The 19,718-nt window shown below is 52.0% G+C and carries 18 protein-coding genes and 1 tRNA gene; 9 read left to right on the top strand and 10 right to left on the bottom strand.

Features of this window, described 5'->3' with window-relative positions; genetic code table 11:
• The first annotated feature begins 318 nt into the window (after positions 1-318).
• Together ACZ5ER_RS08315 and ACZ5ER_RS08310 are read left to right on the top strand one after the other, a co-directional pair.
• The gene (locus ACZ5ER_RS08315) at positions 319-1,686 is read left to right on the top strand and encodes a TldD/PmbA family protein (protein ID WP_050003478.1); all 1,368 of its coding nucleotides are present in this window, start codon (positions 319-321) and stop codon (positions 1,684-1,686) included.
• Between the two features lie 10 nt (positions 1,687-1,696).
• Entirely contained in the window at positions 1,697-3,022 is a 1,326-nt protein-coding gene (locus ACZ5ER_RS08310) for a TldD/PmbA family protein (RefSeq protein WP_464935165.1), read from the top strand.
• 43 nt (positions 3,023-3,065) lie between these two features.
• On the opposite strand, the gene trm5b is transcribed toward ACZ5ER_RS08310, so the two are convergent.
• From trm5b to ACZ5ER_RS08295, 3 genes are all read right to left on the bottom strand, one after another.
• Entirely contained in the window at positions 3,066-4,127 is a 1,062-nt protein-coding gene (gene trm5b, locus ACZ5ER_RS08305; protein ID WP_464934216.1) for a tRNA (guanine(37)-N1)-methyltransferase Trm5b, read from the bottom strand.
• A 23-nt stretch (positions 4,128-4,150) separates the two neighbouring features.
• A complete protein-coding gene (locus ACZ5ER_RS08300) occupies positions 4,151-4,852 on the bottom strand; it encodes a hypothetical protein (protein ID WP_464934215.1) in 702 nt (233 codons plus the stop codon).
• 23 nt (positions 4,853-4,875) lie between these two features.
• Positions 4,876-4,953 (bottom strand) — tRNA-Glu (locus ACZ5ER_RS08295).
• A gap of 90 nt (positions 4,954-5,043) precedes the next feature.
• Here ACZ5ER_RS08295 and trm10 point away from each other — a divergent pair.
• Positions 5,044-6,153: a tRNA (guanine(9)-/adenine(9)-N1)-methyltransferase gene (gene trm10, locus ACZ5ER_RS08290; RefSeq protein WP_464935164.1), complete on the top strand. Its 1,110-nt coding sequence runs from the start codon at positions 5,044-5,046 to the stop codon at positions 6,151-6,153.
• Positions 6,154-6,296: 143 nt separating this feature from the next.
• Here trm10 and ACZ5ER_RS08285 read toward each other — a convergent pair whose 3' ends face one another.
• From ACZ5ER_RS08285 to cbiB, 7 genes are all read right to left on the bottom strand, one after another.
• Positions 6,297-8,969, bottom strand: coding sequence for a valine--tRNA ligase (locus ACZ5ER_RS08285; RefSeq protein ID WP_464935163.1), 2,673 nt, complete (start codon positions 8,967-8,969; stop codon positions 6,297-6,299).
• A gap of 221 nt (positions 8,970-9,190) precedes the next feature.
• The gene (locus ACZ5ER_RS08280) at positions 9,191-9,610 is read right to left on the bottom strand and encodes a hypothetical protein (protein ID WP_464934214.1); all 420 of its coding nucleotides are present in this window, start codon (positions 9,608-9,610) and stop codon (positions 9,191-9,193) included.
• Positions 9,598-10,161, bottom strand: coding sequence for a hypothetical protein (locus ACZ5ER_RS08275; protein ID WP_050003470.1), 564 nt, complete (start codon positions 10,159-10,161; stop codon positions 9,598-9,600). The genes ACZ5ER_RS08280 and ACZ5ER_RS08275 overlap by 13 nt, the downstream gene beginning before the upstream one ends.
• Positions 10,162-10,263: 102 nt before the next feature.
• On the bottom strand, positions 10,264-11,181 hold the full coding sequence (locus tag ACZ5ER_RS08270) for a hypothetical protein (RefSeq protein ID WP_050003469.1): 918 nt from the start codon (positions 11,179-11,181) through the stop codon (positions 10,264-10,266).
• A 224-nt stretch (positions 11,182-11,405) separates the two neighbouring features.
• Positions 11,406-12,152: a class I SAM-dependent methyltransferase gene (locus ACZ5ER_RS08265; RefSeq protein WP_464934213.1), complete on the bottom strand. Its 747-nt coding sequence runs from the start codon at positions 12,150-12,152 to the stop codon at positions 11,406-11,408.
• A 31-nt stretch (positions 12,153-12,183) separates the two neighbouring features.
• A complete protein-coding gene (locus ACZ5ER_RS08260) occupies positions 12,184-13,152 on the bottom strand; it encodes an aminotransferase class I/II-fold pyridoxal phosphate-dependent enzyme (protein ID WP_464934212.1) in 969 nt (322 codons plus the stop codon).
• Positions 13,137-14,021 carry an adenosylcobinamide-phosphate synthase CbiB gene (gene cbiB, locus ACZ5ER_RS08255; protein WP_464934211.1) on the bottom strand — a complete coding sequence of 295 codons (885 nt, stop codon included), beginning with the start codon at positions 14,019-14,021 and terminating at the stop codon, positions 13,137-13,139. The genes ACZ5ER_RS08260 and cbiB overlap by 16 nt, the downstream gene beginning before the upstream one ends.
• Before the next feature lie 96 nt (positions 14,022-14,117).
• Between cbiB and ACZ5ER_RS08250 the strand changes: the two genes are divergently transcribed.
• The 6 genes from ACZ5ER_RS08250 to cobS all read left to right on the top strand — a co-directional run bounded on the left by ACZ5ER_RS08250 (position 14,118) and on the right by cobS (position 19,714).
• On the top strand, positions 14,118-14,378 hold the full coding sequence (locus ACZ5ER_RS08250) for a hypothetical protein (RefSeq protein ID WP_227738701.1): 261 nt from the start codon (positions 14,118-14,120) through the stop codon (positions 14,376-14,378).
• Positions 14,375-15,022 carry a PAB0415 family putative ATP pyrophosphatase gene (locus tag ACZ5ER_RS08245; protein WP_464934210.1) on the top strand — a complete coding sequence of 216 codons (648 nt, stop codon included), beginning with the start codon at positions 14,375-14,377 and terminating at the stop codon, positions 15,020-15,022. The genes ACZ5ER_RS08250 and ACZ5ER_RS08245 overlap by 4 nt, the downstream gene beginning before the upstream one ends.
• 233 nt (positions 15,023-15,255) lie before the next feature.
• Positions 15,256-16,383, top strand: a complete 1,128-nt coding sequence (locus ACZ5ER_RS08240) for a hypothetical protein (protein ID WP_464934209.1) — start codon at positions 15,256-15,258, stop codon at positions 16,381-16,383.
• A 138-nt stretch (positions 16,384-16,521) separates the two neighbouring features.
• Positions 16,522-18,597, top strand: coding sequence for a hypothetical protein (locus ACZ5ER_RS08235; protein WP_144244849.1), 2,076 nt, complete (start codon positions 16,522-16,524; stop codon positions 18,595-18,597).
• A complete protein-coding gene (gene cobZ / locus ACZ5ER_RS08230; RefSeq protein ID WP_081947232.1) occupies positions 18,594-19,016 on the top strand; it encodes an alpha-ribazole phosphatase CobZ in 423 nt (140 codons plus the stop codon). Before ACZ5ER_RS08235 ends, cobZ begins: the two co-directional genes overlap by 4 nt.
• Complete coding sequence (gene cobS / locus ACZ5ER_RS08225) at positions 19,013-19,714, top strand: adenosylcobinamide-GDP ribazoletransferase (protein WP_050003461.1); 702 nt, start codon at positions 19,013-19,015, stop codon at positions 19,712-19,714. Before cobZ ends, cobS begins: the two co-directional genes overlap by 4 nt.
• The last annotated feature ends 4 nt before the right edge of the window (positions 19,715-19,718 follow it).

Here is a 19,718-nt window from a genome sequence, read left to right as displayed (position 1 = left end):
ACCCCGGCGGATACGCGCCGGGTGGACTCGCTAAAAATCGCGACCAGGAGGATGAGAAAGAAGAAAATCACCACGGAGTATTTTTTCATGCCGCTCACCCAAGCCTCCAGTTCCTGTCTCCATCCAGCTCGAACGCCGCTTTTCCCTCAATGTACCGTTCTTTCATTACCGGATATAATAGCCAAAATATATAAGTGTTACTCCAACCAGAGGTTTAAAACCAGACTGGGATTCTTTTCGACCCCCATCGAAAGGCTCAAAAGACTTTTATAGTTGTCCATCCCACAATGGATTGGACAAACGTCAACGGTGGTGGACATGGAGGCACTTGAAAGGGCCCTTAAGTGGGCTGAGGAAAACCTGAAGGCCGAGTACATCGAGCTACGCTACGAGGATTTGAGAAAGACCACGCTCGGCCTCAAGGACGGCGTCTTCACGAGCTTCACGGGGAAGCTCCACAGGGGCGTTGCCATAAGGGTTTTAGCGGACGGCGCCTGGGGCTTCGCCTCGACAAGCGAGCTTGAGAACCTCGAGAAAAAGATTGAAGAGGCCTACAAGCTCGCTAAGGCGGCCGCACAGACGAAGAAGGAGAAAATCCAGCTGGCCGAGATAAAGCCGGTCGAGGACTTCGTGAAGAGCAGGATGAAGCTCAAGCCAAGGGAAGTGGACATCGAGGAGAAAGTTTCCCACCTCAGGGAGCTTGAGAGGCTCCTCAGGGAGGATAACGCTGTAAAGAGTGTCCAGATTCGCTACGAGGACGGCAGCGGGAAAAAGGCCGTCCTCACAAATGAGGGCACGAGGATAGAGTGGGACTACAACTACCTCTACCAGGGGGCATACGTAACCGGAAAGGCCGACGGGAAGCTCGCGATGGCGAGGGACAGCATTGGAGCCGTTGATTACGGCTGGGAGCTGATGACCGAGATAGAGCCGAACGAGAAGGTGAAGGAGAGGCTTCTCAGGAAGATGCACAGCCAGCTGAAAGGAGTGGCTCCGAAGCGCGGTGAGTGGCCCATCGTTGCCGGCCCGATAGTCGTCGGAATCATCGCCCACGAGGCCTTGGGCCACCTCGCGGAGGCAGACCTTACCATAAACTCGCCCTTCAAAGACCTCATCGGCAAGCAGATAGCTCCGGAGTACGTCACGATGAGCGAGCGCTATGTCAAGGGCGGCTTTGGAAACGACAAGTACGACGACGAGGGCGTTCCGGTTAAGGACATCCACATCATCGAGAACGGAATCCTGAAGGAGATAATGCTCAACCGCGAGTACGCGGCGAAGTGGGGAATGGATCCGAACGGCCATGCCAGAGCTGAAAGCTACCGCTACCCGCCGATAATCAGGATGCGCAACACGGTCTTCGAGCCAGGCGACCACTCCTTCGAAGAGCTCATCGAGGACATCAAGTTCGGCTACTACGTCGTTGACTTCCGCGGTGGCCAGGCCCAGCTCAACAGCGCCTTCCAGGTCGGAATCCAGGAGGGTTACGTCATCAGGAACGGCGAGATAGCTGAGCCGATAAGGGACACCTCGATTACCGGCGTTGCCATAGAGGCCCTCAAGAAGATAAGCGCCGTTGGCAAGGACTTCGGCCTCGAGGTCGGCTTCTGTGGCAAGGGACAGACCGCCTTCGTCAGCTCAGGCGGCCCGCACATGAGGTTTGACGGAGGAATACTGATTGGCTGAGGTGGTGACGATGGAGAACCTCATACGCTACGCTGAGAAGCTCTTCGATGAGGTTGAGATTGCAGTTTACCGCTCGAGGGAGGTCAGCGCGAGCGTCGAGCTTAACGAGATTTCGATGGCCTCGACGAGGAGCGGTGCCGTAACGATAATCCGCGGTATAAAGGACAAGCGCCTCGGTTTAGCTATAGTGGACAGCGACGAGGAGAAGCGCGTTAAGGAAGCGATAGAGCAGGCCGCGAAGATGGCGAGGCTCAACAGCAGGGACGAGAAGTGGGTCTCCCTACCGGAGCCCGGAAAGTACCGCGAAAAGCCCAAGCCCAACTACGAGCTGAAGGAGGCTTCTCCCGACACCCTCGTCGAGATGCTCGTCAGGGCTATAAAACTCGCCCGCGAGAAGGACAAGAACGCCATCGTCGCCGGTGGGGAAGGCGGCGTCAGCTGGGAGGAGAGACAGATAGTGAACTCCCACGGAATAGACGTCTTCCAGGAGGGAGGCGCGGCGTTTTTCTTCGTTGAGCTCGTAGGCAGGAAGGAAGGCGTTGTGACGCCTGGAATTTTCGACTTCGACGCGAAGCGTAGCTTAGACCTCGACGTGGAGGGCGTCGTGGAGAGGGCCGTGCAGAAGGTCGGCTGGGCCTACAGCGTTAAGCCGAGCAGGAACGAGGAAGTGCCGGTAATCTTCGGCCCGTGGGCGATAGCGGGCCTCTTCAGCTACGCGCTCTTCCCGGCCTTCAGCGGTGAGCGCTTAGTCAAAGAGACGACTCCACTCGCCGGAAAGGCCGGCGAGAAGGTGGCGAGCGAGATAATAACGCTCTACGACGACCCGTTCCACGAGCTCTCGCTTAATCCGGTCATAGCCGACGGCGAGGGCGTTCCGACGAGGAAGAACGTCCTTGTCGAGAACGGTACCTTCAAGGGCTTCGTCTGGGACAACTACTGGGCAAAGGTTTACGGCACGGAGAGCACCGGAAACGGCAAGCGCGACCTGAACAGCGGCGGAATCAGCATTGGCTTCCACAGCATGGTCATCGAGAACGGAAAGCGCTCGCTGGAGGACATCATAGCGGAAATCGAGCGCGGCTACCTCGTGGACGGTGTGCAGGGTGCGCACTCAAGCAACCCGGACAACGGAAACTTCGCAGTCACGGCGAACCCGGCATTCCTCATCGAGGACGGGGAAGTCGTCGGCTCGAGCGTCTTCCTCATAGCGGGAAACGTCTACGAGCTCCTCGGGCAGGCCAGTGAAGTTACGAAGGAGCAGACTGTAATGCCCTCCAGCACCACAATCATAACGCCGTTCATCAAGTTCGAAAACGTGAAAATCGCTGGAAAGTAACTTTGACTTGACTTTAACTCTCAGTCTTTCCTTTTTCTAACTTTTAGGGTGTTTTATCAAGAAAACACTCGCTTTTAAGCTCATGTTCTCCGCACAAAACATCGCTTCGAGACTTCAAGACCCTGAAGTCAATCGCGATGTTGAACTGCCTCGGGGCGTAGGGGCGGACTTTCCTCCGGTCAAGGAACTCGACCTCAAAGCCAAGCTCCCTCGCAGCGGCTTTAATCTTCGCCTCGTGCTCCGAAAAGAGGTCTTCCTCCGGGCCGAAGCCGTAGTAGTGGACAACTCCTCCGTCCTTAACACTCAGCATGGCCTCCCTCAGGAAGCGGTCGGCGAACTTGGGGAGGTTCATTATGACGCGGTCGGCTTCTAGTTTTCCGGCGACCTTTCTCACGTCCCCAAGGATTGGCACGACGTTGCTGGCTTTGTTCAGCCTGATGTTCTCCTCAAGGTAGCGTATCGCCCAGGGGTTGATGTCGCAGGCAAAGACGAGCTTTGCCTTCTTCGCTAAGAGCACCGCGTACGGGCCGACGCCGGCGAACATGTCGAAGACTACCTCTCCAGGCCGGGCCTTCTCGAAAATCCTCATCCTCTCGGTGGCGAGCCTCGGGGAGAAGTAGACCTTCGCTACGTCGAGCTTCAGTCTTATCCCGTTCTCGCGGTGGAGGGTTTCAGTCCTTTTTTCTCCCGCGAGGTGGATCAGCTCCCTCACGCGGTATTCGCCGGAGACCTTGCTCCCCTTTGCGAAGACGGCCTTTATGTGGCGGTGGACTTTGAGGATTGCCTCCCCAATGGCCCTTCCGTACTTCACAAGCCCCTCGGGGATTTCGATTATGGCAATGTCGCCGATTATATCGAAAGAACTCGGAAGGAGCGGTCTAACTTCTTCGGGGACGTCAACGACCTCGCGGTAGCTGTGGGGCCTCTTCTCAAGTCTCTCAAAATCGGCCTCTACGAGTTCAAAACCCTCCGCTGGCCCTGTGACTGGGAAGAGTATGAACTCACCCTCCCGCTTAACGGCGTAGCCCTTGGCCAGGACGCCGAGTTCGATGAGCTTCCTCCTCGCTTTTTCGGCCTCTCTCTTGGGGACTCTGACGGCGAGCATCGTTCAGTTCAGATGAACACAACTTAAAAACTATTCCTTTTTCGCTTTCGTCTCTCTTTAGTACTTCCTCTAACGTATGAGCACTCATCTAGAAAAACCTCATAAGAGCTAAGATCCAATAGGATAAGTCTTATTTCATCTAATAATTGTTTTGCAACTTTGGCACTTTCATTTACTCTATATCCATTGGTTAAAGAGAAAACTGCAGACATGAACTCCGTGAAAGCCTGCTTTAGGTCTGGAGCATGATTATCTAGCAAGTCATCCAACAGATGGGTATTTATATCAACGCCAGCAATCTTACACAAGTCTTCTAAGTTTTCTGTGCCGTTTAACACATAGGACGTTCCAACGCCTACGGTCAATGTGACGTGTTTTTTAGTTGTGTCAACAAAAATCCGCTTAAATATTGATGTTAAAGGATTAATGACCTCTGTTTGGAGTTTCTGAGTGTGTTCCACCATAAGAGGAAACCGAATAGCCATCTCTTGTTGTTCTGTTGATTTGCGGATGAAGTAAGATTGAATCCCCACAAAAAATGCCATCCCAATGGTACCCATAGCAACGGCTGCATCTAAGAAGTCTGGATTCTTTATGAGAAGGATACTGGAATCAAATATAGCGTCTATGAGGAACAATAAGGATATGCCTACAAAAATAGCTGTGATTAATGAAAAGATATAGTACGGGGACGGATTACCTTTTGTGGATTCTCCCCAAGCCATACGCTTTCCTCTAAGGTTTCTTATGGTGCCCCGGCCGGGATTTGAACCCGGGGCGCGGGCTCGAAAGGCCCGCATGTTTGACCGGGCTACACCACCGGGGCTCGATATTAGGGAAGGGCGAGCGTTTAAAAATCTTTCGTCAGGTCTCGGCAAACCTTTTTAAACCTCCCCCCGAGCCTCAAGCGATGGCCATGAAGACCCTCGCGGACGTTCTCAGGGAGGCACTGAGGGAGAGGGGTATAGAGAGCATCGGAACGCTCTCGAAGCGCTTCCGAAAGTCCAAAAACAAGCTCCAGGATATAGCGGTTGAGATAGTCCACGGCAAGGGCGCAATCTTTCGCGTCCCCGAGAAGACCGCGGTCGCGTGGGACTTGAGCGGGAAACGCGTTGAGGGCTCATACTACGCCTACGCCCCGCTGTGCATGATGGAGAAGTTCGAGCCGGTTCTTACCCCTGAGGAGCTCCGCTCCAGGCTCCCGGAGTGGCCCTACTTTATAATAGACCTCCAGCTCTGGGACAAGCACACCGGGAAGGAGAAGGGCAAGGTCTGCCTCCAGATAAACCAGAGCTACGGCCTGCTGAGGGACTATTTCACCGGCGGAGAGCTGGCCGTGACCTGGGCCGGCGAGGAGTTCAGGTCAATGTTCCACGGCCCGCTTGACAGAATTACCACCTACGAAGGCCCAACCGCCGAGTTCCTGAAGGAGAAGGGGATTGACGAAGTTGTCCTCCTCGACCCCTGGGCGGACGAGGTTCTGAGCGAGAAGGACTTTGAGGTTAATGCCTTCGTAATCGGCGGGATAGTTGACACCGGCAGGGACAAGAAGCTGACGCCTAAGATAGGCGAGGAGCTTGAGAGCGCTGGAATCCGCGTCAGGAGGAGGAAGATCGTCCTCAGGGGGGACGTCATCGGCGTCCCGGACAGGATAAACCGCATCCTCGGCATAATCCTCAAGATGATGGTTGAGGGCAAGTCAATGGACGAGGCCGTTTACGAGCTCCAGGAACCGTTACACGCCCGCTGGCGCCTGAGGAAGGAGCTTCCAAAGAGGGCAGTCAGGTACAAGGTGGACGGCAAGACCTACCGCGTCGTGGAGAAGGAGCTGTTCGAATATTACTCCAGCTGGCTCAAAATCCGCTGGGAGGACTTCGTGAAGGTGCTTAGGGAGCTAGACCTCGTTGCCCTCGAAAGGAAGAGAATGCACCACCTCAACAAGATTTCAAACGCGAGGGTAATCAACGGCAAGCTCTACAGGGTAATCCTCCTCAAGAAGGCCGCGATGCTGTGCTACAACTGCTGAGTCAATCATCTAATTTTTCACGAGAGATACAAAATAGCGGATCCCGTGGTGGCAACTGTGTTAAAAAGCTGATTCCCGACTTATGCTCCCGTAGGTAACTTACGGTACCACCAAATAAAATGGGGGAACAATAGAAAAGAGGTTCAGAAGAACACTATAACCGCGTCCTCGACAACCGCCGTTTCTACCTCTTCGCCCTCGCTGAACACGGCCTTCCTGAGCACGATGTCCTCTTTGCCGAGCTCGACCCTCTCTCCATCGACCTCGAACTCGACCTTTCCGGTCTCCTTGAGGGCCCTGGCGACTTCCTCTGCGTTCTCCTTGAGGTAGGTGGTAATCTTCGGAACGAGTTTGCCGTATTTCGGCCCGACCGTTCTGAAGTTGGGCTTTATCTCGGTGATGCGCTCTTCCAGAGCAGGCTCGCCCCTGATTATCTCCAGCCTCTCGATGTTCATTGTTCCGGCGATGTCCTTCTCGATGGCCTTGAGCCTGTCGTAGCCCTCGGTGGCGTAGATGGCCACGTGCTTGAGCTTGGCGTTGAGAGCTAAGCCGTGGCTGTTCTTGTAGCGCCTCATCGCACCGACTATCTCCCTCGCGAGTTCGCCGAGCTTCTCGGCCTCTTCGTCGATTCTATCCTCCCTGAACTTCGGCCAGTCGAGGAGGTGGACGCTTTTGGCACCAATCCTCTCGCGGAAGAGGTTCTGGTAGAGCTCCTCGGTGATGTGCGGAACGAATGGAGCGAGCAGGAGCATTATGTTGTAGAGCAGCTCGTAGAGCGCCGCTTTGGCTTTCAGCTTGCTCTCCTCGTCGTCGCCGTAGAGGCGGTACTTGATCATCTCAAGGTAGTCGTCAGCGACCTCGTGCCATACGAAGGTCATCAGCTCGCGCGTGAGCAGGTTGAAGCGGTAGCGCTCCATCTCCTCGGTGGCGAACTTGATGAGCCTGTGGAGCCTTGAGAGAATCCAGCGGTCGAGCGGTTCGAGCTCCTCGGGCGCTTTGGCCGGGTCGAAATCCTCTAAGTGTCTCTCGGCGAAGCGGTAGATGTTCCAGACCTTCTGCAGGAAGCGGAAGTTGTAGTCTACAGTTTCCCACTTGAACGGGTGGTCCTCTCCGGGCGGCGCTAAAGCAGTCCAGAGCCTCAGGGCATCGGCGCCGTACTTCGGAATGACCTCGTCCGGGGCAACGACGTTGCCGTAGCTCTTGCTCATCTTTCTCCCATCGGGCCCAGCCACCATTCCGTTGATGAGGACGTCGTGCCAGGGCTTCTCGCCGGTGAGTATGTAAGTCCTGAATATCGTGTAGAACGCCCACGTCCTGATGATGTCGGTTCCCTGCGGCCTGAGAGCGGTCGGGAAGTTGTGCTCGAACCAGCGCTTGGCCTCTTCGTTGCCCTTGATGGCCTCGTGCCACTTGCTGATTATCAGCGGGGTTATGCTTGAGTCGACCCAGCAGTCGAGGACATCGGTGACCGGCTCAAGCTCGGCACCGCAGACCGGACACTTCTCGACGGGCGGCTTGTCGAAGCGCGGGTCAACGGGGAGGTCTTCCTCCTTTGCCGGAACCACGTGGCCGTTCTTACAGACCCAGAAGGGAATCGGCGTGCCGAAAACGCGCTGCCTGCTTATGACCCAGTCCCAGTCCATGCTCTCGGCCCAGTCCTTAAGCCTTAAGAACATGTCCTCTGGGTACCAGTTGATCTGCTCGGCGACCTTCACTATCTCGTCGGTGAAGTCCCTCACCTTGATGAACCACTGGGTCTTGGGGAGCAGCTCGATGGGGGCCATACAGGAGCTCCTCTCGGTGTGTCTGAGGACGCGGTGCCTTATCTTCTCCTTCTTGTAGAGGAGGCCCATCTTCTCGAGGTCTTCGGCTATCTTCTTTCTCGCCTCCTCGGTCTTGAGGCCAGCGTACGGCCCGGCGTTCTCGTTCATCGTGCCGTCCTCGTTGATGGCTATGATGACCGAGAGGTTGTAGCGCTTCTGCCAGACGACGTCCTGCTCGTCACCGTAGGTACAGTTGTAGACCGCTCCGGTTCCAAAGCTCGGGTCAACGTCCTCGTCGGCTATAACCGGTACTTCCCTCTCGAATATTGGCAGTTTAACCTTCTTACCCACAACGTCCTTGTAGCGCTCGTCCTCCGGGTGGACGAAGACGGCAACACAGGCGGGCATCAGCTCTGGCCTCGTGGTGGCTATCGGGACGTGGCCGGAACCATCAGCAAGCGGGAGCTTGATGTAGTAGAGGAAGCCTTCCTCCTCGACGTAGCCGACCTCTGCCTTGGCCAAGCTAGTCCTACAGCGCGGGCACCAGTAGACCGGGTGCTTGTCGCGGTAGAGCATGCCCTTCTTGTAGAACTCAAGGAGGGACTTCTGGACGGCGGCCTTGTACCAGTCGTCCATAGTGTGGTACTCAAGGTCCCAGTCGGCGGAGTAGCCTATCCTTATGAACTGGTTGCGCATGGCCTCGATGGCCTGCCAGGTCCACTCGACACACTTCTGGAGGAACTTCTCGGGCTCGTCCTTGCTTATTCCGAACTCCTTCTCGACCTTGAGCTCGGTCGGGAGGCCGTGGTTGTCGAAGCCCTGCGGGAAGAGCACGTTGTAGCCGGTCATCCTCTTGTAGCGGGCTATGATGTCGATCCAGGTGTGGCTGAGCACGTGGCCGAGGTGAAGCGTCCCGCTCGTGAACGGGGGCGGGGTGTCTATCGCGTAGCTTGGCCTCTTTTCGTCGAGCTCGTACTTGTAGATTTTCTCGTCCAGCCAGAACTTCTGCCACTTGGGCTCAATCTCGTTTGGGTCGTAGTTCTTAGGAAGCATGGGCATCACCCTTTCGGTTTTTTAAAGATGTGATACCCTCAGAAGGGCGGCTTAAAAATCTTAGCAACGCCGGTGGTGCCGGAGTAAAGGCTAACCGAGAAGCGCGGAACGCATGGGATTCAAAGGTTGAAATCAGCGTTACGGTGGACGATATGCACCACCGAGGTATAAAAACGGACCGGGGGTTTAAAAAGTTTGGGGTCAAAGAGCGAAAGGACTTCTCAATCGCTTTCAGGTAGATAGGCATAGAACCGTGCCCCAAGTATTTCAATCCATTCACTCTCTTCGCTAAAACACTCCTCAAACCTCAGGTTCCCGCACTCAAATACACCACAGTCTCCCTTAACCTTTCTAAAGCGTCCAATTATACGGTATCGTTCTTGTTGTTCTTCCTCCAACAAGAATTTCTTTTCTCTTGCAGGCCTTGCGAGTTCAAAATACTGCAAATCAATCACTACATCCACGTACGAGTTTTCCCGCCCAACAAGTCTTAAAACGTCCTCTGAATCGGGCAGGAACGCCACCAGGATCTTTCCCACGGGCTCCACGAGGAAAAGGGCATCGCCGGAGTGAACAACTCCAGTATAGTCCTTAAAAGGATGCAGAGATATCAGTTTAAGCCTGCTGGTTATGATTTCCATATCTTAACCCTCCTGAAGTCCTCCAACACGTAACCATAAAACCTAACTTTCCTCAGCTCAACCCACGCACTTTTCACAGGTTCTGGCTTCCTGGGCCATTCTTTTATATCCGAAAGGTCTATCCTGAGGGCATCGCGCACAAAGAGGGCCTTACCGTTTTGAGTCTCCAACCGCCCTTGGATTGGAAACCTCAGGTTTCCACACTCAAAGATGCCCCACTCTGGCTCAAAGATTTTGAAAAGACCTATCAAACGGTAGCGCAGTGCCGTAGTCCCGGAAGCGGACGGTTCCAAAGTGATAAATGGCTCTTCAGCGTTCATTGGCCCGAAGGCTTCAAAGTAGGGCGGGTCGATTTCCATATCAACGTACTGGCCTTCAAGTTTTGAGAGTTTTTCAGCGTGCTCTCCAACTGGGATGAAGATGCTTATTTTGACGCCTAGCGGTTCTACAAGGAACACTGCTTCTCCTGAGTGAATTGTCCCACTGTAATCTCTAAATGAGGTAAAAGAAAGGAGCAAAAGCCTGCTGGGCACTATAAAGTTTTCGTACATGGTGCGAACCCTCCGGGAACTGTCATTTTCCATTAATTCCATAAGGATTGTACGAACGTGGAGTGGGCCCTCGTATTTTCTCAAGTTTAGGATACGCCGTTGTTATACTCCCATTTTGTTAATAGAAACTACGACTTCTCTGACATAAGCCTTGCCGTTCTCGAAGTACAGGCCAAACTTCTTCGTTACTTGGACTTCATTGGGGAGGTATTTAACTTCGTCAGGGTTCTCGAGTGTTTTGCGGATTAAGTTTATAATGTCATCTCCAGTCTGTGTGTAAAACACCTTATCAAAATCTGTGGCATGTTTCTGGAATATGTGAATCCCCCCAAACTTATAATTGCCCTGCTTGAGTACAGCAAAGTTTTGGATTTTATGTCCACCGACTTTAGTTGTTATACCCTTGGCCTCAAAAACGTCCACAATCTGATGGACTCCTGAGACAGTACCTCTCCAGTATGGCAAATATTCATTTGCGAGCTTTTCGAGCGCCTTTGGATTTGTACCTCTCCGCAACATTGCGCGTATATATCCTTTTTTGACTCCCTTCTCGGAAATTTTTGATATTATCCTGGCAGTTTTGTCAGTGGATAGCCTGAACTTTTCAGAATACTTTACGAGATTTATCCATATTTGCTTGTTTTCTGCAGTTTCCTGCAGTAACCCTGCCTTTGCTAGATTGTCGATTGCTCCCTTGGAGAAAGATACGGTTTTTAGTACTTCCCCAGCAGTATTCTTTGCTTTGATTATAAGTTTTGTGAGTCTGCTCCCGTCCTTTACTATCTCTGCCTCCCATCTGATTTCACCCGATGGTATAACGAATCCCAACGCAAACACTGCTAGGTCATAAGTTTTTGCGACTTTATCACCGAAGTGTTCCTTTAACCATTTTACAACGTCATCATGGACAGTGAAAGTATATATTAAATATCCCACTGCTATTATTATTGGAATCCACGCAAATTGAGGCCGTATCTCGTCTCCTGGCTTTTTTGGATGGGGTTTTGACGGAAGCTTCACATGCTATTAGCGGTTGAATTAACAAAGGTGGCAGTGGCACTTGCCCCGCTGATTGTCATTCCAAGGAAGAGGACCACCAAAGCCAAGGCTAAAAACTTCTTCCCACCCATGGATTCACCTCCAATGTTGTTCATGCAGATAATAAATCCAGATCTTAAAAGTTTTCTATCGAAAATATTAACACGGTGAAGGCAATCAAAAGGAGATTACTTTTTAAAGTTGCATCATTTCACCGTCACCAACCAATAACGCCGGTCGTTGGGCTTCAGCTCGTGCCCGTCCCCGTAGATTTTGACCTTCCTGAAGTGCTTTTCCGCCAGAAGTCTCATCTCCCTCGGGGTGTAGATGTTGAGCTCGTCGTCCACCATGAAGGCCTTAACGCTCCCGTCAGGCTTTAAAATTTGCACGAGCCTCTTGAAGTGGAGCTTCTGGAATGCGGGTTCAACCTTGCGCCAGTCGGTAATCACCAGCCGCTCGTCGCCCTTCCGTTCGTCCCATACTATCGGGCCGTCGCTCCCGCCGTAGAACCAGCACGGGAAGTCTGCTATGAAGACCCCGCCTGGTCTTATGGCCCGCTTTACAGAATTAAATAATTCCTGAATTGTAGAATCATCGAAATACATAATTGATGAGAAGAACATCGTCACGGCGTCAAACTCCTCCTCAAAGCCGATTTCGAGAGCGTTTCCTTGAATGAACTCGATGTTGAGCCCCGCCGCTCCGGCCTTTCTCCTCGCGACCGCGAGCATCTCTTCGTGGAGGTCAAGGCCGATGACCTGATATCCGCGTCTCGCGAGTTCAAGCGTCGGGATTCCCGTCCCGCAGGCGAGGTCGAGGACTTTCTTCACCTCGCGCTCTGCCTCCTTCTGGAAGAGCTCCTCCACGAAGTCTATCTCCCTGGAAACCCGCTCCACCCTCCTTCTGTAAATCGCATCGTAGTATTCAGCCAGAACGGTGTAGAGCTCGTGCATCGCACCACCAAAACTTGAAACGTGGTTCAGGTTAAAACCTTTCCCCAAGCTCCCTGAAGGCCTCAATTAAGATGCCGTTCTCCTCTGGCCTCCTGACTGAAAATCTAATGTATTCCGGCAGGCCGAAGCTTTCACAGCTCCTTACCAGGATTCCCCGTTTTTTCATCGCCTTTGCAAATTCCTCGGCGTTGCCAACACGCTTGATAAAGAAGTTCGCGTCGCTCCTAACGCCTAAAGCCTTCTCAATCCTCTCCTTCTCGCGCCAGATGAGGGGCATCGTCTTCCTGAGGTGCTCGAAGCCATCTTTGATAAGGAACTCAAGGAAAGCAACCCCCGTCGAGCCTATGCCCCAGGGCATTCTCACGCTCCTGAAGGCCTCCTCAAAGCCGGTGACGTAGCCGACCCTTATCCCCGGCAGGCCGTAGCTCTTTGTGAAGGTTCGAAGCTTCACGATGTTTTCCCCTTCTGGGCTCTCCGGTTTCTGCACGAAGTCTATGAAGGCCTCGTCCAGGACGAGGAGCGCCTCTTTCTCTTCCACCGCATCGAGGAGCGGCCTGAGCTCCCTAACGCGGTAGAACTTCCCGTCCGGGTTGTTCGGGTTGCAGAAGAACACCACAGAATCTCTCTCAACGAGCTCGGCCAGCTTTTCGGGCTCGTTCGGGCCTTTGATGACCTCCGCTCCAAAAATTCTCGCCGCGCGCTCGTACTCGCCGTAGGTGTGGCGGGGGATTACAACATTCCTCCCCCGGAGTGCAAGAATTCCAAGCAGGTAGAGCGCCTCCGTGATGCCCGCAGTGACCGTCAATGGTTCGCCCACCAGCTCCACCAGCCCCTCCTCAAGCCTCTCGTAGTAGGGGTAGCGAGTGCTTACCTCCTTTGCCCTCCGGAACATCTCGTCGAGCCACTCAGGGGGGTAGGGGTTCAGCGACGCGGAAAAGTCCAGCAGTCCTTCCTCCCTCGCACCGCCGTGATAGGCCGAGAACTTCACGGGCTCAAGCATGGAACCACCTCCAGCATTAGAAGTATCAGGACGATCGCGACCCATTCTCCAACAACGATCAGATAAACCTTCAACGCCCGCTTTATGTCCTCGTTCTTCGGCGTCCTGCCAGGAAACCGATAGAGGCCGGGCTTTTCAAGCCACACGTCGAGGACGGCACTCATGGCTGAAATGGGCTTGTCGGAGTTGAGTTTGAATCTCGCGAGGAGGTAGTGCCCGAATACCTTCCTTCCGCCGAGCGGGAGGTAGAGGAGAACCGTCAGCCTAGCAGGGATAAAGTTGAGGACGTCGTCAACTCTCGCCGGGAACTTGCCGAAGAACTCGTAGCGCTCGTTCCTGTACCCGAGCATGGCATCGAGGGTGTTCACAGCGCGGTAAACTAATGCCCCTGGAAGACCAAAGAGGAGGAAGTAAAAGAGCGGGGCAACAACGGAGTCGTTGAGGTTCTCGGCAAGGCTCTCTATCGCGGCCGAGTTCAGGTGGGCCCCGTCGAGGGTGCTGGTGTCTCTGCTCACTATCATCGAGACGGCCTTCCGCTTTTCCTCAATGTCCTCTGTTACTGTTCTTGCAACGTGCTTGTACAGGCTCCTCACCGCAAAGGAGCTTTTGAGGAGGTAAACCGCAAGGGCGTAGTTGAGAGGGAACGGGAGGTAAAATGGGACTGTTGAGAGCACAAGGGCAAAGGCCACCACAATGAGGGTTGTAAAAGCTCCTGCGAGGAAATCGAGAACTGGGCCTCTTCTCTTACATCTCCTGTCTAGAAAGCCCGCTATGCTCCCGAACCACACTACGGGGTGGAGTTTGGCCGGCGGCTCCCCGAGGAGAAAGTCCCATAGCAGGGCAAGGAGGAAAATGGCAGTTGGCTCCATTTTGTGGCCTCCCTTGTTTAATGGTGACTCTTGGTATTGTGTTTCCTTCACGAGTTGGGCATAATGGATAAAAAGTCCGGGGGGTTTATAGGTTTGGTGGTTCCGGTGGTTGAGACAAGGAAGTGTCCGTTCTGCGGAGGGACGATGGTGCCGAGCAAAACTGAGAGCCACGGGTATTCCACTTACTTCTGGGTTCCGCCCTGGAAGAGCAAGACCACGGGCCTGCTGAAGGGTGCCGTCTACGGGAAGGGCTGGCTCTGCCTCGATTGCGGGGCGTTGATACCCTACGTTGATGCCGAGACGGTTGCAAAGCTTAGAGAGGAGTACGAGCAGTTAAAGCTGGAGGGAAGGATTTGAAGGGCGTAGCATTCTTTTCGGGCGGGAAAGATGGCCTCTACGCGCTCCACCTTGCCCAAAAAAGCGGAATAGATGTCCCATACTTAATTGCGCTTAAAACGACGATAGGAGCCTCCCCCCACTGGGAGAACTTCTCGGCCCTTGAGGCGTTAGCGAGGGCCATGGGGAAGGAACTCCTCACGTTTGACATGGCGCGGGGTAGCGGAGCGCTGGCCGAGTTTATCTCCTCGCTCGACGTTGACTACCTCATCGCGGGGGACGTCCTCCTTGAGGATCACTATCGCTGGGTTGAGCGCCTTGCTATGGAAGCTGGGGTTAAAGCCCTTGAGCCCTTATGGGGCAAGGATACTAAGAGACTGGCCGGGGAAATCCTGGGGGCTGGCTTTGAGTACGCGATAATAGCCGTGAACCGCGAAAAGCTCGGTAAAGAGTGGCTCGGCTACACCTTCCGCTCGGTCGCCGACCTAGAGCTTTTCCTCGAAAAGAATCCCGGTGTTGACCCGGTAGGTGAGTTCGCGGAGTTCCACACAGTCGTTTTAGCGTCTCCGCTCTTTAAGGGGTGCTTTGACATTGAAATCCTGTCCAGAGAAGAGAGCGAGAGGTATCACTGGGTCAGGTTCGGGCTAAGAAAGGAGAAAAGGTAAATATGGGCAGGGCAAAAAATACGGTGAGTGATGGAATGGGCGAGATATTGCTCAGGATAACCGTCCCTGAGGGTTGGAGTGAGGAGATGAGAAGAGCCCTAGGAGCGAAGACTTGTCGTGGACGTTGCGAGAGCTCCAAAGAGAATGTTACGCAAAGACCAACTTCGTGATTATCTTAGAATATCTCTGAGCAAGAATAAATGTTTAAAACTTAACTTACGAACCCCACCATGGTGAGAGACATGGAGAGCTACTATGACAATGTACCTGAGTTCCGCTATTGGGATGTAAGTGCTTGGAGGAAGTACATAGAGAAGTACATTGGCAGGATATACACCATTACTGAAGCGTTGCTACAGTTTAGGGAGCATCTTAAGACATGGGAGGGAGAAAGGCTTTCTGAGGTTCCTGAAGAATACAGAAAGTTTTTCATAGGGGGAGTAACAGAGAAGGGGCCCTCTGAAAATGCTCTTTCATGGCTTGTGTGGTCGGTATATGGAGCAGGGATTACAGAATTTGACAAGCTCAGAGATATGCTAAAAGCCAATGAACATGAAGGTGCACTCCAAATTTGTCAAGTTCGCTTTATTGATGAGGACTCAGTTGAGTTTCTGAAATTCCTCAAAAAAGCAAACCACCTTTCGAAAGATATCCTTTCAAAGGCTCTTATCACGGTACCCACGAGTTTTTCTCCATATGACCTCGTTAGGAACCCCCGTGAGTTTGTAAAAGCTATCGGGGAACTATATCTGGCATCCGCAAACTTTAGTGCAGCTCACAACTACTACACGTTCTTTATCATCAGCACGAGGAACATTCACTACAAGTATCTGCTAACCGCATATCCAAGGCTTGAGACTAACTTTGGGGTAGTAAGGGAGTTTCTGAAGCTTGAGCCAATGTTCGAGACTTCCATTGAGATTGAATCACTAAGGAGGAAATACACAATCTGGACTCACTCCAAAGGTGGTCTTGCAGATAAGATTTACTCCCTTAATGAACTCGTCATGGAGACATTCAACTTTCCTGAAAACAGAAAGCACAGGATTAAGAGGATACTTAAGTATGCAATTCAGGAACCGGAAGACTTGAAGCTAACTTACTACCAGCTTGCGAAGGATGCCTTGGAGAAAGTGGTAGCCGATGTAGAAGCAAAATTGTACCATCAGTTCAATACCAATAAGCTCACAATTACTATCAACGACCTCTCTGTGACTGTTGGGAACAAATATGGGTTCCAGAGAACCATGTCCTTGCCACTGTTCCTTAACACTATTGGTCCCTGGCTTTTCCTGGGATTGGGAAAGCTCGAACGTGGGTCAGAACCTAACACTCTGGTATACAAACCCGTTGAAGTGTGATGGGGGATACTCATGTCTAACGAGCGGGTACTGACGAAAAGTATTGCCTCCCTTGAGCGACGAGAGCGCATAAGACGACTTAAACACCACGATGAAAAAGGACAACAGGGTTCCAAACCAACGACAATGGAGCACCATATGAGCATAGATGAAGGCATGGTTTCAGTACCAGAGCTTTCGTTTTTGATGTATCGGGTTAGCATTACCCCCAAAGTGAAGTGGGACATTGAATTAAACTCCTCCCCCCTCCCACAGGTTGAGCTCAAAGAGCCCCATGCCTTGGCCTTAGCCGTCCTAAATGATTCTCTTTTTGAGAAAAGACACAATCCTGTCCTTGTTCCATTTATTTCCCTTGATTCCCCAAGTGAGGAGGTTCCAGTTATCAAAGTTGATTCCAATGTTTATACTCCACTTCACACGACCATATTAGTACCTCCCATTGAATTGCCCTCGGCTAAAATTTCAAGTGAAATCAACTTCGAGCCCCACGTTATGAGGAGGCAACTCTCCATACCTAAACTTGAGCTTGATGAGAGACCCAATCTCAACATTGAGGTTAAAGTAGAGTCGGAAATTTCAGACTTTAGGCATGCCTCAGTTATACCGCAGGTAAGGCTCTCGCTCACGAAGTTTAAGATACTGAGCGTTGAGTTGGACAGTGAAATACCTGTTGTGGATTTTTCTATTTCGGTGCCATTACTTAATATCAATCCCTTATCCTCACCGCAGATTGGCCAAGTGGTAAATGTTACTACTGAGGTAAAGTTCCATGCGCCACGTGGGCCCATAGTTCCCTATCTCCGCTTACGTTCACTTGAGGATACCACGAGGGGGGCTGACAATGTGGCCATAGACGCAGAGATTAAGATAACTCCAAAAACTGAACCGAGAACAGCCAGAATTCTCACCCAAGAACGGAGAGAATTAGTTTCAAGGAGAATAAAGCAAGATTCTTCTGTTAGGCCTGTGGAGGTTGAAGCTACATCTAACCCAGAGGTTGGTTCAGGAGAGGGTTCTTCTGAACTTAAGGATCCTCTTGAGGTTCTGTTTGGTGCAGGGGTTGGGAAAATCCGCGACCTTGAGCCTCTCGTGATATTGTTCGAGGAGCTACCGGATGATAGTTATAAGGATACGTTTACGGAGCTCTTGCTAAGGATATACAGGGAAAAACATGGTGGTTATCCAGAAGTTAAAGAGTTAAGCCTAGATGAGGAATGGAACAAACAGGAAATCGAACGGTGGCTCGACGAAGGAAAAATATTTTTAATTGATTTGGATGGGGGAGAAGATGCCAAAATAAACGAGCGGTTGCTGGCTGATAGACTATGGGCAATTTTCTCGAAAAGGAAAGGAATTGTAATATTCTACACAAGGGATATGGAGAAGTTCAAGAAATATAAGCGCATGCTTACAAGTCCAAGCGGCATCAACTGGAGAGATTTACACTTCAAGTTAAGAATTGTTGAAGTTCATTCACCAAAGCTCTCTATCAACGAAAAGCGCAAACTTGCAAGTTTAATTTATGGATATGGAATAAAAATTAAGCTTCCAGACATCGACATTATGACTTTCACGGACAGCATATTTAACATGTCCAAAGAGGAATACGAGAAGAAGCTTAAGAAACTCGTTGGGAAGTACTCCATCGTTGGTATTATTAACGAGGCCGAAGATAAAAAAGGAACCGAAAATGAAAGTCCCGAGCACTATGCTGGTAAGGTTTTCATAGTTAACTACCTTATTAAGAAGCTTCAGGAGGAAGAGGAAATTTCAAAGGACTTTAACGAGATAGAATGGGATAAAGTGGAGAGAGAATACATTTGGACTGAAACTCCCATTAAAGTAAAGGACGAGAGTAAAAAGATTGTCCCTGACGTCACATTTGTTCCTGAGGGAGAACACTACGAGTTTGAGACCCTCTTCGGCGAGGGATTCTCTAAGATAAGTGGGAAAACTCTGAAAAAATACCACAAGTACGCACCTAACAGTAAAGTCAGAATAGTTGTGGAGCCCATAACAGCTTTCCTCCATATGAACGAGTTCTCGACGTTGATTAAGCTTATAAAGAAGGGGAACCGGTTCGGGGAACTTGACGTCAGGTTCTACACTTTTGATGTTGAAAAAGAGAGGTTATTGGACTTAGAATCCTACCTAAGAGAGCTGAGAAAGTTCCTCAAAGAGATATCAAAGCATAGAACGGAGGAAGCGCGGTGACCCCCGAAGAACTTCTCTCTCGCCTCGAATCCAGAGGTATAACCCTTGAAAAGATGCTTGACACCGCGCTGGGACTCTACATCGGCGACGGAGAAGAGGAAGTCCGGGAGAAACTGCGAGAGTTGATGCTCCGCTATCTTGGGGACATCAACGTTCAAGCTCTGCTCCTCTCGGCCCTGCTCCTTGAGGAGAACTTCAGCGTCGAGGGCGACCCTGTCAACCTTGTCGCCGATGAACTTATTGGAATAGACATCGCAGAGTACATCGGCGGGAAGATGGCGCTCTTCAACTTCTTCTATTACGACACGAAAAAGCCAGGAATCCTGGCCGAGCTCCCGCCCTTTCTCGACGACGCCATCGGCGGCTTCATAGCGGGTTGCATGACGAGGCTCTTTCAAGAGACGGGTGAAAAGCCATGAAGAACCTGCTTCCCTTCTTCACCCGGATTCCAGTAAGGGGAGACTTTGAGAAGATTAGAGAAGAGCTGTGGGCGCTCCCCCTTCTCGCACCCCTGACTTCTGCCCTAGGGACTCTAGTTCTTTACTTAAACCTCCCCCTCGCGAACGTCCTGGCGGTTTTGGTCCTTTACCTCACGATAGGCCTGCTCCACCTCGACGGCTTAGCCGACTGGGCCGATGGGGTGATGGTCAAGGGCGACCGCGAGAGGAAGATAATGGCAATGAAAGACCTCAACACCGGGATAGCGGGACTTTTTGCCGTCATTATGGTTCTCTTCCTGCAGGTCTATTCGCTACCGCTTCTCCCGTTCTATGCGTTGTTTTTGGCGGAGCTGAACTCAAAGTTCGCAATGCTCATTGCTCTGGCGACGAAAAAGCCACTCGGCCAGGGACTTGGAGCCTACTTTATGGAAGGTCTTAATAAGAAACAGCTTGTCCTCGGAACTGCCCTTTACTTAGCGCTGCTTTTGCCCTTTGCTTATTTTGACCTGCGCTCACTCTCTTCACTCGCCGGCCTCGTGGCCGGGATTTACGTAGTTCGCCTCTCCATTAAGGAGTTCGGCGGCCTGAATGGGGACTGCATCGGTGCTGTGGCGGAGATAACGAGAGCGGGGGTGCTCTTAGGGATGGCGATGGTTTGGAGCTACTTTGGGGGCTGAGAGC

It is taken from the genome of Thermococcus marinus, from assembly GCF_055389025.1.
Note: the sequence above shows the minus strand (reverse complement) of the source record. Positions and strands in the feature narration are given on the sequence as shown.

What these genes read in the sequence shown, in the direction of transcription:
- ACZ5ER_RS08260 (WP_464934212.1), bottom strand. Translation starts at nt 13,152, where the DNA reads ATGCTTGAGCCCGTGAAGTTCTCGGCCTATCACGGCGGTGCGAGGGAG.
- ACZ5ER_RS08315 (WP_050003478.1), top strand. Translation starts at nt 319, where the DNA reads ATGGAGGCACTTGAAAGGGCCCTTAAGTGGGCTGAGGAAAACCTGAAG.
- ACZ5ER_RS08235 (WP_144244849.1), top strand. Translation starts at nt 16,522, where the DNA reads ATGAGCATAGATGAAGGCATGGTTTCAGTACCAGAGCTTTCGTTTTTG.
- trm10 (WP_464935164.1), top strand. Translation starts at nt 5,044, where the DNA reads ATGAAGACCCTCGCGGACGTTCTCAGGGAGGCACTGAGGGAGAGGGGT.
- ACZ5ER_RS08280 (WP_464934214.1), bottom strand. Translation starts at nt 9,610, where the DNA reads ATGGAAATCATAACCAGCAGGCTTAAACTGATATCTCTGCATCCTTTT.
- cbiB (WP_464934211.1), bottom strand. Translation starts at nt 14,021, where the DNA reads ATGGAGCCAACTGCCATTTTCCTCCTTGCCCTGCTATGGGACTTTCTC.
- ACZ5ER_RS08300 (WP_464934215.1), bottom strand. Translation starts at nt 4,852, where the DNA reads ATGGCTTGGGGAGAATCCACAAAAGGTAATCCGTCCCCGTACTATATC.
- cobS (WP_050003461.1), top strand. Translation starts at nt 19,013, where the DNA reads ATGAAGAACCTGCTTCCCTTCTTCACCCGGATTCCAGTAAGGGGAGAC.
- ACZ5ER_RS08265 (WP_464934213.1), bottom strand. Translation starts at nt 12,152, where the DNA reads ATGCACGAGCTCTACACCGTTCTGGCTGAATACTACGATGCGATTTAC.
- ACZ5ER_RS08275 (WP_050003470.1), bottom strand. Translation starts at nt 10,161, where the DNA reads ATGTACGAAAACTTTATAGTGCCCAGCAGGCTTTTGCTCCTTTCTTTT.
- trm5b (WP_464934216.1), bottom strand. Translation starts at nt 4,127, where the DNA reads ATGCTCGCCGTCAGAGTCCCCAAGAGAGAGGCCGAAAAAGCGAGGAGG.
- ACZ5ER_RS08310 (WP_464935165.1), top strand. Translation starts at nt 1,697, where the DNA reads ATGGAGAACCTCATACGCTACGCTGAGAAGCTCTTCGATGAGGTTGAG.
- ACZ5ER_RS08285 (WP_464935163.1), bottom strand. Translation starts at nt 8,969, where the DNA reads ATGCTTCCTAAGAACTACGACCCAAACGAGATTGAGCCCAAGTGGCAG.